The following is a 13,435-nucleotide window of genomic DNA, read 5'->3' as shown; positions in this document are numbered from 1 at the left end:
CCATTCTGTCATCGGTCATCGTCATCTCCATTCTTGGTTCAAGGTCTTGCAACCCGAACCTTCTCGAAGATCGGCGATGGCCGCCAGCGTCACACCCGGCCGCGCGCTGCGCTACGCCGGGGGCTCCGCGCGCGGCCTCCTACACCAAGCGTTGGGACACTACCTCTATTCCCAAAACCTTGATGTCCATCAGATGCTCCTCTCTCCACCTATGCCTGCCACGATGGCAGCGGGTTGGTGGGAAGGCAGTTCATCCCATTAGCTCAGTTACAGGATCACTGTTCAGCTACGTCGATCTTGAGGAGAGGATCCCGGCGCGGCATCCGCTGCGCAAGATCGACGTAGCTGAACAGTGATCCTGTAACCTCGTCCGATCCGCGCATCGCCACCTCCGTCCCTGCCGTCGTGGCGATGAATCATGTTTCTCGATGCGCGTCGAGGTCAGAGTTTTTCAGCAGCCTGTTAAGGGTGTGGCTTCTGTCACATGGCAGCAGGTCCTCCGAGCGCAAAATTTCATCATTGATCTGCCTTGAGCAAACTCCAACCACTAGATGTCGGGTTTGAACAGGTAGCCGTCCGATCCTGCACTGCTGCAGCGCTGCGAAACATTGCATTCTGGTGTCGGAATCGAACGAGGGTGCGATGAAGTATTCAGGCCTGCGCGTGATCAAGGAAGCCCTGACGGGGCACAAGGGCTGGACCGCCGCCTGGCGCGATCCGGAACCGCAGAAACATTATGACTTCGTGATCATCGGCGGTGGCGGCCACGGGCTGGCCACGGCCTATTACCTGGCCAAGAAGTTCGGCAAGAAACGCATCGCGGTGCTGGAAAAGGGCTGGATCGGTGGCGGCAACGTCGGCCGCAACACCACGATCATCCGATCCAACTACCTGCTCGATGGCAACGAGCCGTTCTATGAATACTCGCTGAAGCTCTGGGAAGGGCTGGAGCAGGAGCTGAACTACAACGCGATGGTGAGCCAGCGCGGCATCCTCAACCTCTATCACAATGACGCCCAGCGCGACGCCTTTGTGCGGCGCGGCAATGCGATGATCCTGAACGGCGCCGATGCCGAGCTGCTGAGCGTCGAGCAGATCCGCGACCGTTATCCGTTTCTCGACTTCGCCAATGCCCGTTTCCCGATCCGCGGCGGCCTGGCCCAGCATCGCGGCGGCACGGTGCGCCACGACGCGGTCGCCTGGGGCTATGCCCGCGGTGCCGACAGCCACGGCGTCGACATCCTGCAAAACTGCGAGGTCACCGGCTTTCGCATCGAGGACGGTGTCTGCAAGGGCGTCGAGACCTCGCGCGGCTTCATCGGTGCCGGCAAGGTGGCGTCTTGCGTCGCCGGCTCGTCGAGCCGGGTGATGGCGCTGGCGGGCATGCGCCTGCCAATCGAGAGCCACGTGTTGCAGGCCTTCGTCTCGGAGGGGCTGAAACCGGTGCTGCCGGGGGTCATCACCTTTGGTGCCGGGCATTTCTATTGCAGCCAGTCCGACAAGGGCGGGCTGGTCTTTGGCGGCGACATCGACGGCTACAATTCCTACGCACAGCGCGGCAACCTGCCCACCGTGGAAGACGTCTGCGAAAGCGGCATGGCGCTGATCCCGGCGCTGGGGCGCGCGCGGCTCTTGCGGATGTGGGGCGGCGTGATGGACATGTCGATGGACGGCTCGCCGATCATCGACCGCACACCGGTCGAGGGGCTCTATTTCAATGGCGGATGGTGTTACGGCGGCTTCAAGGCGACGCCGGCCTCGGGCATGGCCTATGCCCATCTGCTGGCCACCGACACCCCGCATGAGACCGCCACGGCCTATCGTCTGGATCGCTTCCGCCGCGGGCGGATGATCGACGAAAAGGGTATGGGCGCGCAGCCCAATTTGCATTGACCGTGAGTATCTCAGCAAAAGTGGGCGCCGGTTTTGCGGTTCGAGATACGAACCAACGAACCGCGCGTATCTCAGCAAAAGTGGGAACCGGTTTTGCGGTTCGAGATGCGAACAGAGGACACGCAAGATGATCATCAATCACCCCCTCCTCGGTCCCCGCGACGCGCAGGAATTCACCTATCTCGGCGACGCCGCCCTGATCGACCGCCCCGACTGGCAGGCCCAGGACGCCGTGGACCAGTTCCACGACTACCTCTACCTGCGCGACAACCCGGCGGGCGAGCATCGCGAGCTCTGGTTCCACGAGACGGGCGACCGCAGCTGGCTGGTCGTGACCCGAAACACCCTGACCCATGAAATCACCAAGGTAGAGCTGGCCCGCGACGTGGCCCGCAGCCGGGGGCGCAGCAAATGACGCAATCCAACCGACTTCAGGGCGGCCAGATCGACCGGTCACGCAGCCTCGACTTCACCTTCGATGGCAAGCGCTTCAAGGGCCATCCCGGCGACACGCTGGCCTCGGCGCTGATGGCCAATGGCGTGCGGCTTATGGGCCGGTCGTTCAAGTATCACCGGCCGCGCGGCGTGCTGACCGCCGGCAGCGAAGAGCCCAATGCGTTGGTCGAGTTGCGCTCTGGCGCGCGGCAGGAGCCCAACACGCGGGCCACCACCGCCGAGCTGTTTGACGGGCTGGAGGCCAAGAGCCAGAACCGCTGGCCCACGCTCAAGCATGACGCCATGGCGATCAACGACCGGTTCTCGAACTTCCTGACCGCCGGCTTCTACTACAAGACCTTCATGTGGCCCGCAGCCTTCTGGGAAAAGCTCTATGAGCCGATGATCCGCAAGGCCGCCGGTCTGGGCTCGCTGTCGCTGGAGGAAGACCCCGACCAATACGACAAGGGTTTCCTGCATTGCGACCTGCTGATCGTGGGTGGCGGGCCTGCGGGCCTCGCTGCGGCGCTGACTGCCGGGCGGTCCGGCGCGCGGGTCATCCTTGCCGACGAGGATTTCGCCTTTGGCGGGCGGTTGAACGCCGAGACCTTCACCTTGGGTGATGCCTCTGGTCCTGATTGGGTCAAGGCGACGCTCGATGAGCTGCGCGCCCTGCCCAACGTCAGGCTGATGTCGCGGACCACGGTGATCGGCGGCTTCGACCATGGCATCTACGGCGCGGTCGAGCGGGTGTCGGACCACCTGCCCGTGCCCGCCCCCGGCAAGCCGCGTCAGATCCTCTGGCGGTTCTATTCCAAGCGGACCCTGCTTTGTGCCGGCGCCATCGAGCGGCCGATTGCCTTCGCCAACAACGACCGTCCCGGCATCATGCTGGCCGGCGCGATGCGCGCCTATGCCAACCGCTGGGCGGCGACGCCGGCGCAGAAGGTGGCGGTCTTCACCAACAATGACGACGGTCACCGCACCGCCGTCGACCTGATGGCGCGCGGCGTCAAGGTCGCCGCGGTGATCGACGTGCGCCCGGATGCCCCCCGCGTGGCCGATTGCGAGCTGCTGGCCGGGGCGAAGGTGATCGACACCGCCGGGCGGCTGGGGCTGAGCTTCATCACCCTGCGGCTGGCCGACGGCTCCGAGCGGATCATCGAATGCGGCGCGCTCGGCGTCTCTGGCGGCTGGAACCCAAATGTGCACCTGACCTGCCACCAGCGTGGCCGGCCGGAATGGAACGAGGCCATCGCCGCCTTTGTCCCCGGCACCCTGCCCGCCGGCCAGAGCGTTGCCGGCGCCGCCGCCGGCGCCTTTTCGACCCATGCCGCGCTGCGGACCGGCACCGATCAGGCCGTCGCGGCGCTGGCGGACCTCGGGCAAAACGCCCAAGCCATCGAGCTGCCGCAGGCCGAGGATGCGCCGGTCAACCTGCAGCCCTTCTGGCATGTCACCGAGGGCAAGGGCCGCGCCTGGCTGGATCAACAGAACGACGTTACCGTCAAGGACGTGAAGCTTGCGCATCAGGAGAACTTCCGCTCGGTCGAACACCTCAAGCGCTACACGACGCTCGGCATGGCCACCGACCAGGGCAAGACCTCGAACATGGGCGGCCTCGCCATCATGGCGGAACTCGCCGGCAAGTCGATCCCCGGTGTCGGCACCACCATCTTCCGCCCGCCCTACACGCCCGTCGCCATGGGCACGCTCGGCGGCCGCGCGCGGGGCAAGGACTTCCACCCGGTGCGCGAGACGCCGAGCCACAAGTGGGCCAAGGAACAGGGCGCCGTCTTCATCGAGACCGGCAACTGGCTGCGCGCGCAGTGGTTCCCGCAACCGGGAGAGACCACCTGGCGCGAAAGCGTCGACCGAGAGGTGCGCGCCGTGCGCGGCTCGGTCGGGGTCTGCGACGTGTCCACGCTGGGCAAGATCGACGTGCAGGGCACCGACGCGGCGGAGTTCCTCAACAAGGTCTACGCCAACGCCTTTGCCAAGCTGCCGGTGGGCAAGACCCGTTACGGCCTGATGCTGCGCGAAGACGGCATTGCCATGGATGACGGCACCACCGCGCGGCTGGTTGAGGATCACTTCGTGATGACCACGACCACCGCCAATGCGGTCTCGGTCTATCGCCACCTCGAATTCGTGCGCCAGTGCCTGTTCCCGGACATGGACGTGCAGCTGATGTCCACCACCGAGGCCTGGGCGCAATACGCGGTGGCCGGTCCGAATTCCCGAAAGCTGTTGCAGAAGATCGTCGACCCCGAATTCGACATCTCCAACGAGGCCTTCCCCTTCATGGCCTGCGGCGAGATCACCGTCTGCGGCGGATTGCGCGCGCGGCTGTTCCGCATCTCCTTTTCCGGCGAACTGGCCTTCGAGATCGCGGTGCCGACACGCTATGGCGATGCGCTGATCCGGCGGATCATGGCGGCGGGCGAGGAATTCGACGTGGTGCCCTATGGCACCGAGGCGCTTGGCGTGATGCGGATCGAAAAGGGCCATGCGGCGGGCAACGAGCTGAACGGCACCACCACCGCGCTCAACCTCGGGATGGGGCGGATGGTGTCGAAAAAGAAGGACGCCATCGGATCGACGCTCTCGGAACGCGAGGGGCTGAACGCCGAGGATGCGCTGGCGCTGGTGGGCTTCCGGCCCCGGGACGCGACGCAGAAGATCACCGCCGGCGGTCACCTGATGGCGGCCACCGGCCCGGTCGATGCGGCGCATGACCAAGGCTATGTGACCTCGGCCGCCTATTCGCCGATCCTCGAGAGCTCGATCGGCCTCGGCTACCTGAAACGCGGGTCAGAGCGGCTGGGCGAGACGCTGCGGCTGGTCAGCCCGCTGACCGGCTCGGACATCGAGGTCGAGGTTGTCTCGGCGCATTTCGTCGATCCAGAGGGGGACCGTCTCCGTGCATGACATGATCGCACTCACCGCGCTTGGCGCGACAAAGCCGCAGGTCGATGACTTCGACGGGCTGCGGATTTCCGAGCGCCCCGATTGGGCGCTGGCCAGCCTCGCGGCCCGGTTGGGGCGCGAGGGGGATTTGGCGGCGGCTGCGCGCGGCTTCCTCGGGTCGGACCTTCCCGGCGTCGGGCGCTGCGTTGAAACACCGCCGTTCCACGTCTTCTGGACCGGGCCTGAGCAATGGATGATCGAGGCGCCGCATGATAGCCACGAGGACCTGGCCGCCCAGCTCAAGGCGGCGGTGGGCGACGCCGGCTCGGTCACCGAACAGACCGACGGCTGGGTGCGGTTCGACCTGGAAGGCGCGGCCTGTCACGACGTGCTGGAACGGCTCTGCAACGCGGATACGCGCGAGATGGCAGCGGGCAGCGCCACGCGCAGCCGGATCGAGCATCTGGGGTGTTTCCTTGTGCACCGGGGGACAGGGCATTTCAGCATCCTCGGGCCGCGGTCTTCTGCCCGCAGCCTGCATCACGCGCTGGTTATGGCGGCGCGGAGTGTGATCTGAGCGGGGTTTGGCTGCTAATGCGAAACTGGCCGCGCGGCAGGCCGTTATGGGAAGTTACCTAGGCCAATCAAGGCGAAACGGGTCTCACCGGGGAAAACGCCGCCCCGGACTTGATCCGGGGCCTCACGGCCGACGAGGAGGTCCCGGATCAAGTCCGGGACGCGAGGAGTTTATTGCTGAGCGGCATCCTTTGCCCCAGCGCGGAAGCAAGGCCGCAGGCCGCCGCGCATCGCCGGCGCGGCTTGAGGTCAAAGGGCGGCGCAGTGCCGGACCATGTCTCCTGCACCCAAATCACGACGGAATCGGCCGGTTCTTTTCCACTCTGAACAGGTTGATCTTCTGCCGGTCCTGCTGCGGCGTGGTGCCAAAGGCCTCGCGGTAGTGGCGCACCAGCGGCGCGGTGGCGGCGTAGCCGACGGCGGCGGCGATGCTGGTCATGCTGTCGTTGGAATAGAGCACCAGCTGCCGCGCCGCCGACATCCGCATGCTGCGGAAGTAGGCCGAGGGGCTCTGCCCGGTGGCGCTCTTGAAATTCCGTTCCAGCTGGCGCGGCGAGAGGCCGACCATCTGCGCCACGTCATCGACGTTGACCGGGTCCTCCAGGTGTTCCCCGAAGATGCCGATCGCCTGCCGCACCGAGGGCGGCAGCATGTCCGACGTGCTCTCGCGGCGCAGCGTCGGCACCTTCTGCCGCACGCCCTGACCGCGCATCAGCGGATGCTGGAACCAGCAGGCGACCTCGGTCGTGACCTCTTCGCCCAGCCGCGCGTCGATCAGCGTCAGCATCAGGTCAAAGACCGCCGCCGCGCCGGAGACGGTCAGCCGGTCGCGGTCGATGATGATGACGTCGCTCTCCATCTTCAGCCCGGGGAACTCGGCGGCAAAGGCCGAGGCGTAGCACCAATGCACGCTGCAGGTATGCCCGTCGAGCAGGCCCGAGCGCGCCAGCGGAAACACCCCGCCGCTGACCCCGCCGATGCGCACGCCGTGGCGGTTGAGGCTGCGCAGCTTGCCGTTCGAGCCGCGCGGGCTGTCGAATTGCGCCAGCGGGCCGGAGAGCAGGAAGAGATAGTCGAGCTCCAGATCATCGCCCAGCGCCTGGTCGGGGTCGAACCAGATATGCGCGCTCGATTCGACCCTTGCGCCGGTCTCGCCGATCAGCTTCCAGTCAAAGGCCGCCTCGCCCGAGATCTCGTTGGCGGCGCGCAAGGGTTCGATCGCCGAGGTCAGGCAGGACATCGGGAAACCGGGGAAGATCAGAAAGCCCAGGGTGGTTGTGCGGTCACCTTTGATCATGGGCACTTCCTGAGGGCAAAGTCCGGCGGGCTCAAGGGGTTTCGGCCTGCGGTGCCGCGCGTCGGCAAGGCCACGCGCCTCGGCCAACGCCGCGAGGGTACCGACAAAAGCGACGCTGCCCCACCCTCACCGGCGTGAAAGTTTATCCTTGACTTGACTGGGATACTAGTAATCATATGCCGTCAATCGAAGGCCGATCAGGCACGCCCCGGGAGGATGGGGCGGTGCCGCGGCCAGGGCGAGTGGAGGCGACAGGGGAGGGTCGCGGCTCACGTTATCCAAGGCGCGGCGGACCGACAACCGGCCACGCATGGATCGCAGGCGCGGCAAGCCCCGCCACAGGCCCACAGACTTTCAGACTGGTTACGATATCCAAGGGAGGACACCATGTACCAGAAACTTACCACCACGCTCTTCGGTGCGGCCGCGGCCGTTGCCCTGCTCGCGTCGGCTGCATCCGCCGCCGAGAACTGGCGCGCCTGGAACATCCACAGCGAGGGCCATCCCAACACTGCCGCGATGGACCGTTTTGCCGAGTTGGTCGAGGCCAAGACCGGCGGCGAAGTCACCATCGAGGTGTTCCACGGCGGCGTTCTGGGCACCCAGCCCGATGCGCTCGAGCAGGTGCGCCTGGGCGCCATCGAGGTCGGCAATTTCAACCTCGGCCCGATCGGCCCGATGGTGAAAGAGGCCAACCTCGTTTCCCTGCCCTTCATCTTCAAGAGCGTGCCGCACATGTTCCGCGTGCTCGAAGGCGAAGCCGGCGGCATGATCTCCGACGCCATGGGCGAAGCCGGCCTGCTGCCGCTGGCTTGGGTCGATGCCGGCGCGCGGTCGTTCTACACGCAAAAGCCGATCAATACGCCCGCCGACGTGGCCGGGCTGAAGATCCGGGTGATGAACAACGACCTCTACACCGCGATGATCTCGGCGATGGGCGGCAACCCCTCGCCGATGGCCTTTGGCGAGGTCTACCAGTCGCTGAAGACCGGCGTCGTCGACGGTGCGGAAAACAACTTCCCCTCGTTCAAGAACGTCGCGCACTACGAGGTGACAACCAACTACTCGCTCTCCGAGCACCTGATCATCCCGGAATGCATCTGCGTCAACACCACCAAGTACAACGCGCTGTCGCCCGAGCTTCAGGCGCAGGTCAAGGAAGCCGCCGAAGAGGCCGGTCTCTACCAGCGTGAGCTCTGGGCAGTGCAGTCCGAGCAGGCCCGCAAGGATGTCGAAGCGGCTGGCGTGATGGTCAACGAGATCGCCGACAAGACCCCCTTTCAGGAGGCGATGGTCGCGGTCTACGACGAGTACCTGGCTGCCAACCCCGACATGCGCAAGCTGGTCGAGATCGCCCAGTCGACCGAGTGACGCCTGATTGACAGCAATGCAGAAGCGCCCGTGACCCCAGGTTACGGGCGCTTTTCGAAAGAGAAGCGCAAATGAACGATACTCCCGAACTGCTGAAGAGCCTCAGAGCGCTGGAACGCGTGTTCGACGCCATCGTCTGGCTCTGTCGCGTGATTTCCGGCGTGGCGCTGGTGGTCATGACGGTGATCTTCGGCTGGCTGGTCTTCGGCCGCTACGTGCTCAACGACACGCCCACATGGGTCGAGCAATATTCGCTGCTGCTGGTGATGCTGATCGCATTTCTCGGGGCCTCGGTCGGGGTCCGCGAGAACACCCACCTCTCGGTGGTGGCCTTTCGCGGCATGGTGTCCACGCGGGTGCGCACGTTTTTCGTGATCGTGTCCGACCTGCTGATGGCGATCTTCGGCGGGCTGATGCTGTGGTACGGCGCCAAGCTCACGATCTTCAAGTGGAGCTCGCTGATCCCGCTGATCCAGATCAGCGAAGGCTATCGCTCGCTGCCGCTAACCGTGGCCGGCGGACTGATCCTCGTCTTCTCTCTCGGCCATCTGACGCGCGTCTTCCTCGGACGAGACAAGCGCGTCGACCACATCGAATAAAGGCAAACCCCCATGGGACTTCTCCTGCTTCTCGGGCTTTTTGCCTTCTGCGTCGTCATTGGCACGCCTGTGGCCTTTGCGCTGGGCATCTCGGCGATTGCCGCCTTCTGGTACGAAGGCCTGCCGCTGATGATCGGCTTCCAGCGCATCGTCTCGGGCATCAACGTGTTTTCGCTGATGGCCATCCCCTTCTTCATCTTTGCCGGCGAGCTGATGTTCCACGGCGGCATCGCCATGCGGCTGGTGCGCTTTGCCTCGGCCGCGGTCGGCGCGGTGCGCGGCGGGCTCGGCATCGTCAACGTGTTCTCCTCGATGCTCTTCGGCGGCATCTCGGGCTCGGCCATCGCCGATATCTCGGCGCTGGGATCAATCCTGGTGCCGGTGATGAAGGACAAGGGCTATGACGCCGATTACGCCGTCAACGTCACCGTGACCTCGTCGATCGCCGGGATCATCATCCCGCCAAGTCACAACATGATCATCTTTGCCATCGCGGCGGGCGGCGGCATCTCGATCTCCAAGCTCTTTCTCGCAGGCGTCGTGCCGGGCGTGCTGATGTGCCTCTGTCTCGCGGCGGCGGCGTACATCGTCGCGGTCAAGCGCGGCTACAAGGCCGAGAAGTTCCCCGGCTGGCAGGCCCTGGCCTTTACCTTCTTCAGCGCCATTCCGGGACTTCTGACCGCGGTGATCATCGTCGGCGGCGTGCTGTCGGGCGTCTTCACCGTCACCGAATCCGGAGCCTTCGGCGCGATCTATGCCTTCCTCGTGACGCTGCTGGTCTATCGCAACATCACATGGGAGAACTTCAAGATCGCGGTGTCGTCGTCGGTCAAGACCACCTCGATGGTGATGATCCTGATCGCCTGTGCGGCGGCCTTTGCCTACATGCTCACCTTCTACCGGGTGCCCAACCTGACGATCGAGCTCCTGACCGGGCTGACCGACAATCCGATCCTGATCCTGCTGATGATCAACGGCGTTCTGCTGCTGCTGGGCATGATCATGGACATGGCGGCGCTGATCCTGATCTGCACGCCGATCTTTCTGCCGGTGGCCAACAGCCTTGGCGTCGATCCCTACCAATTCGGCATGATCCTTCTGGTCAACCTCGGCCTCGGGCTCTGCACCCCGCCGGTCGGCTCCTGCCTGTTTGTCGGCTGTGCCGTCGGCGGGCTGCCGATGGAAAAGGCCGTGCGCACGATCTGGCCGTTCTACATCGCCATCTTCGTGGCGCTGATGCTGATCACCTTCGTGCCGGCCATCTCTCTGACCCTGCCGAACCTGGTCGGGTGAGCGTTCAATAACCACTTGTGAGGTAACAGACAGTGACCCAGACATTCGGACAGACCGATCTGAAAACCAGCCGCATCGTCTATGGCTGCATGGGCGGCGCCGGGGCCTTTGGCGCCCAGGAAGAACGCGATTCCATCGAGGCGCTGCAGGCGGCCTTTGACGTCGGCATCAACTTCTTCGACACCGCCGAGGCCTATGGCGCCGGCTATTCCGAGCAGCTGCTGCACCGCGCCCTTGGCGACAAGCGGTCGGAAATGGTGATCTCGTCCAAGGTGGCCGAAAAGAACGTGGCGCCCGACGACCTGATCGCCGCCTGCGAGCGCAGCCTGAAGAACCTCGGCACCGATCACATCGACCTCTACATGCTGCATTGGCCCAACCGCGAGGTGCCGCTGGAGGACAGCATCGGCGCGCTCAAGCAGCTGCGCGACGACGGCAAGATCCGCTACTACGGCGTGTCGAACTACGGCACCGAGGATCTGGATGCGGCGCTGGCGCTTGGCGAGATCTCGGTCAACCAGCTGCCCTATCACCTGTTCTTCCGGGCCATCGAGTTCGAGGTGCAGCCCAAGTGCAAAACCGCCGGCGTGCCGATCATGTGCTATTCCTCGCTGATGCAGGGTCTGCTGGCGGGCAAGTACCGCTCGCTGCAGGATTTCCCGGTCAACCGCGCCCGCACGCGGATGTTCGATCACCGCAAATGGGCCGAGGTGGTGCACAAGGAAGAGGGCGCCGAGGAGGCCGGGCAAGAGTTGCTCGACGCGCTCTGGGCGCTCACCGAAGAGACGGGTCTGAGCATGGAAGAACTGGCCATCGGCTGGCTGAAATCGCGCAAGGCGGTGGGCGGCGTGATCGTCGGCACCCGCAACGGCGAGCAGAGCCGTGGGCTGAAGAAGCTGCTGGATGTCGAGCTCGACGCCTCGGTGCTCAAGGCGCTTGATGACGCGTCAGAGCGGCTCAAGCAGGAGCTTGGCAAGGACATCGACATGTGGGGCAAGGGCCGCACCCGCTAACTGCCCTTCGCCGCGCTTCGCCCTCCCCGCCACAGTCGGCAGGGAGGGCGTTTTTTTGTTTTAACGGCCCTGTCAGATCGCCGGCAGCGAGGCCACCATGGCCTTGAGCACATCATCGGCGGGCCTGGTCCACCAGTTCTCGGCCGAGAAGATCTCGACCTCGACCAGACCGTCGAAACCCTCGGCCTCGACCATCTGGCGGAACGCCGGAATGTCGATCACCCCCTCGCCCATCATGCCGCGGTCGGTCAGCATGTCGCGGGTCGGGTTCATCCAGTCGCAGACGTGGAACGCGAGCAGACGTTCCTTGCCGGCGCGCTGGATCTGGGCGGCGATCGCCGGGTCCCACCAGATGTGATAGACGTCGAGCGCCACGCCGATGCCGTCGCCCAGCTGGTCGCAGATATCCAGCGCCTGGCCGGTGGTGTTCACGCAGGCGCGGTCGGCGGCATACATCGGGTGCAGCGGCTCGATGCCGATCTTGACGCCCTGGGTGCGGGCATAGTCCAGCGTCTTGGACAGTCCCTCGGTGACGATCTCGCGGGCGGCGACGATGTCCTTCGATCCCTCGGGCAACCCGCCCACCACCATCACCAGGCATTCAGCACCAATTGCAGCGGCCTCATCGACCGCGCGCTTGTTGTCGTCGATCACCTTCTGCGTCAGCGCGCCCTCGGCGGTGTACCAGCCGCCCCGGCAGAGCCCCGAGACACCGAGACCCGCCTCGCGGATCAGCTTGGCCGCGCGGTCGACACCACACTCCTGCAGCTTGTCCCGCCAGGGCGAGATGCCGCCGATGCCGTGACGGACGCAGCCCTCGATGCATTCCTCGAGGCTCCATTGCTTCGACACCGTGGCGGTGTTCAGCGACAGGTCCTTAGCGCTCAGCTCTCTCATGCCGAGATCCCCCGCGCCTGGAACACCGGGCGGGCGCGGCGCACCACTTCCTCGGGGTCGGTGAAGAGCTGCGCTTCGTTGGCCAGACGGATCGCCTCGGCCAGATGCAGCGTGGAGCGCGCGCTTTCCTGACCGGCGACCATGGTGAAGTGATCCTGGTGGCCCATCAGGTAGGCGAGGAAGACCACACCGGTCTTGTAGAACCGCGTCGGCGCCTTGAAGATGTGGCGGCTGAGCGGAACCGTCGGGTCGAAGGTCGCGTGATAGGTGGCCTCGTCGCCCTCGGCCAGCGCGTTCAGCGCCCGGCAGGCGGCGCCGGCGATGGGATCGAAGATGCCCAGCAGCGCATGGGAAAAGCCCTGGTCGTCACCCTTGATCAGCTCGGGGTAGTTGAAGTCGTCGCCGGTGTACATCACCACGCCCTCTGGCAGGCGACGGCGCATGGCGATCTCCTTCTCGGCCGACAGCAGCGAGATCTTGATGCCGTCGACCTTGTCGGCGTTGTCGGCGATGACCGAGAGGCAGGTCTCCATCGCCACCATGTGGTCGGCATCGCCCCAATAGCCCGCCAGCGCCGGGTCGAACATCTCGCCCAGCCAGTGCAGGATCGCGGGCTGCTTGAGGCCCGACAGAACGCGGCCATAGACGCGGGCGTAATCGTCGGGCGATTTTGCCGCCTGCACCAGCGCGCGGCTGGCCATCAGGATGACGCGAGAACCGGTGGCTTCGACCGCCTCGCATTGCATCTCGTAGGCGGCGATCACGTCGTCGATGGTGACGTCCGGTCCCGGCGTCAGGTGGTCGGTCCCTGCCCCGCTGGCGATCAGCGCGCCCTCGGGGGCCACGTCCATGCTGCGCTGGATCAGCTCGAGCGAGGTCGCCCAGTCGAGGCCCATGCCGCGCTGCGCGGTGTCCATCGCCTCGGCCACGCCAAGGCCCAGCGACCAGAGGTGCTGCCGGAAGGCCAGCGTCCGGTCCCAGTCGACGGCAACGCCATCGCCCGGGTCGACCTCGGCCAGCGGATCGGCCACCACGTGGGCGGCCGCATAGGCGGTGCGGGTCCAGCCGCCGCCCGGTGCGGGGACCGGGCCGGCGGTGATCTCGAGCGGCGCAGTGCCCTTGCCCGAGACGGGGAGGATCAGTTTTGCCAT

The 13,435-nt window shown here is 65.4% G+C and carries 11 protein-coding genes; 8 read left to right on the top strand and 3 right to left on the bottom strand.

Going from position 1 to position 13,435, the window contains the following annotated elements:
• Positions 1-642 precede the first annotated feature (642 nt).
• From ACN0SE_RS04305 to ACN0SE_RS04290, 4 genes are all read left to right on the top strand, one after another.
• Entirely contained in the window at positions 643-1,893 is a 1,251-nt protein-coding gene (locus ACN0SE_RS04305) for a sarcosine oxidase subunit beta family protein (protein WP_417523249.1), read from the top strand.
• A gap of 127 nt (positions 1,894-2,020) precedes the next feature.
• Positions 2,021-2,308 carry a sarcosine oxidase subunit delta gene (locus ACN0SE_RS04300; protein WP_417523248.1) on the top strand — a complete coding sequence of 96 codons (288 nt, stop codon included), beginning with the start codon at positions 2,021-2,023 and terminating at the stop codon, positions 2,306-2,308.
• The gene (locus ACN0SE_RS04295; protein WP_417523247.1) at positions 2,305-5,259 is read left to right on the top strand and encodes a sarcosine oxidase subunit alpha family protein; all 2,955 of its coding nucleotides are present in this window, start codon (positions 2,305-2,307) and stop codon (positions 5,257-5,259) included. The genes ACN0SE_RS04300 and ACN0SE_RS04295 overlap by 4 nt, the downstream gene beginning before the upstream one ends.
• A 1-nt stretch (position 5,260) precedes the next feature.
• Complete coding sequence (locus ACN0SE_RS04290; RefSeq protein ID WP_417523246.1) at positions 5,261-5,815, top strand: sarcosine oxidase subunit gamma; 555 nt, start codon at positions 5,261-5,263, stop codon at positions 5,813-5,815.
• Between the two features lie 291 nt (positions 5,816-6,106).
• Here the strand turns inward: ACN0SE_RS04290 and ACN0SE_RS04285 are convergent, their stop codons facing one another.
• Entirely contained in the window at positions 6,107-7,111 is a 1,005-nt protein-coding gene (locus tag ACN0SE_RS04285) for a GlxA family transcriptional regulator (RefSeq protein WP_417523245.1), read from the bottom strand.
• A gap of 387 nt (positions 7,112-7,498) precedes the next feature.
• On the opposite strand from ACN0SE_RS04285, the gene ACN0SE_RS04280 reads away from it, so the two are divergent.
• The 4 genes from ACN0SE_RS04280 (at position 7,499) to ACN0SE_RS04265 (ending at position 11,387) form a co-directional block, all read left to right on the top strand.
• The gene (locus tag ACN0SE_RS04280; RefSeq protein WP_417523244.1) at positions 7,499-8,482 is read left to right on the top strand and encodes a TRAP transporter substrate-binding protein; all 984 of its coding nucleotides are present in this window, start codon (positions 7,499-7,501) and stop codon (positions 8,480-8,482) included.
• Positions 8,483-8,553: 71 nt separating this feature from the next.
• The gene (locus ACN0SE_RS04275) at positions 8,554-9,081 is read left to right on the top strand and encodes a TRAP transporter small permease (RefSeq protein WP_417523243.1); all 528 of its coding nucleotides are present in this window, start codon (positions 8,554-8,556) and stop codon (positions 9,079-9,081) included.
• A 12-nt stretch (positions 9,082-9,093) separates the two neighbouring features.
• A complete protein-coding gene (locus ACN0SE_RS04270; RefSeq protein ID WP_417523242.1) occupies positions 9,094-10,374 on the top strand; it encodes a TRAP transporter large permease in 1,281 nt (426 codons plus the stop codon).
• A gap of 32 nt (positions 10,375-10,406) precedes the next feature.
• Positions 10,407-11,387 carry an aldo/keto reductase gene (locus tag ACN0SE_RS04265; RefSeq protein ID WP_417523241.1) on the top strand — a complete coding sequence of 327 codons (981 nt, stop codon included), beginning with the start codon at positions 10,407-10,409 and terminating at the stop codon, positions 11,385-11,387.
• Between the two features lie 72 nt (positions 11,388-11,459).
• On the opposite strand, the gene ACN0SE_RS04260 is transcribed toward ACN0SE_RS04265, so the two are convergent.
• Both ACN0SE_RS04260 and ACN0SE_RS04255 read right to left on the bottom strand, forming a co-directional pair.
• Complete coding sequence (locus ACN0SE_RS04260) at positions 11,460-12,284, bottom strand: sugar phosphate isomerase/epimerase family protein (protein WP_417523240.1); 825 nt, start codon at positions 12,282-12,284, stop codon at positions 11,460-11,462.
• A complete protein-coding gene (locus ACN0SE_RS04255) occupies positions 12,281-13,435 on the bottom strand; it encodes a dihydrodipicolinate synthase family protein (RefSeq protein ID WP_417523239.1) in 1,155 nt (384 codons plus the stop codon). Before ACN0SE_RS04255 ends, ACN0SE_RS04260 begins: the two co-directional genes overlap by 4 nt.

This window comes from Marinovum sp. (assembly GCF_048263515.1).
Lineage (GTDB): Bacteria > Pseudomonadota > Alphaproteobacteria > Rhodobacterales > Rhodobacteraceae > Marinovum.
This window is presented reverse-complemented; position numbering and strand designations above follow the sequence as displayed.

What these genes read in the sequence shown, in the direction of transcription:
- ACN0SE_RS04270 (WP_417523242.1), top strand. Translation starts at nt 9,094, where the DNA reads ATGGGACTTCTCCTGCTTCTCGGGCTTTTTGCCTTCTGCGTCGTCATT.
- ACN0SE_RS04300 (WP_417523248.1), top strand. Translation starts at nt 2,021, where the DNA reads ATGATCATCAATCACCCCCTCCTCGGTCCCCGCGACGCGCAGGAATTC.
- ACN0SE_RS04275 (WP_417523243.1), top strand. Translation starts at nt 8,554, where the DNA reads ATGAACGATACTCCCGAACTGCTGAAGAGCCTCAGAGCGCTGGAACGC.
- ACN0SE_RS04290 (WP_417523246.1), top strand. Translation starts at nt 5,261, where the DNA reads ATGATCGCACTCACCGCGCTTGGCGCGACAAAGCCGCAGGTCGATGAC.
- ACN0SE_RS04255 (WP_417523239.1), bottom strand. Translation starts at nt 13,435, where the DNA reads ATGGCAAAACTGATCCTCCCCGTCTCGGGCAAGGGCACTGCGCCGCTC.
- ACN0SE_RS04285 (WP_417523245.1), bottom strand. Translation starts at nt 7,111, where the DNA reads ATGATCAAAGGTGACCGCACAACCACCCTGGGCTTTCTGATCTTCCCC.
- ACN0SE_RS04280 (WP_417523244.1), top strand. Translation starts at nt 7,499, where the DNA reads ATGTACCAGAAACTTACCACCACGCTCTTCGGTGCGGCCGCGGCCGTT.
- ACN0SE_RS04260 (WP_417523240.1), bottom strand. Translation starts at nt 12,284, where the DNA reads ATGAGAGAGCTGAGCGCTAAGGACCTGTCGCTGAACACCGCCACGGTG.
- ACN0SE_RS04305 (WP_417523249.1), top strand. Translation starts at nt 643, where the DNA reads ATGAAGTATTCAGGCCTGCGCGTGATCAAGGAAGCCCTGACGGGGCAC.
- ACN0SE_RS04295 (WP_417523247.1), top strand. Translation starts at nt 2,305, where the DNA reads ATGACGCAATCCAACCGACTTCAGGGCGGCCAGATCGACCGGTCACGC.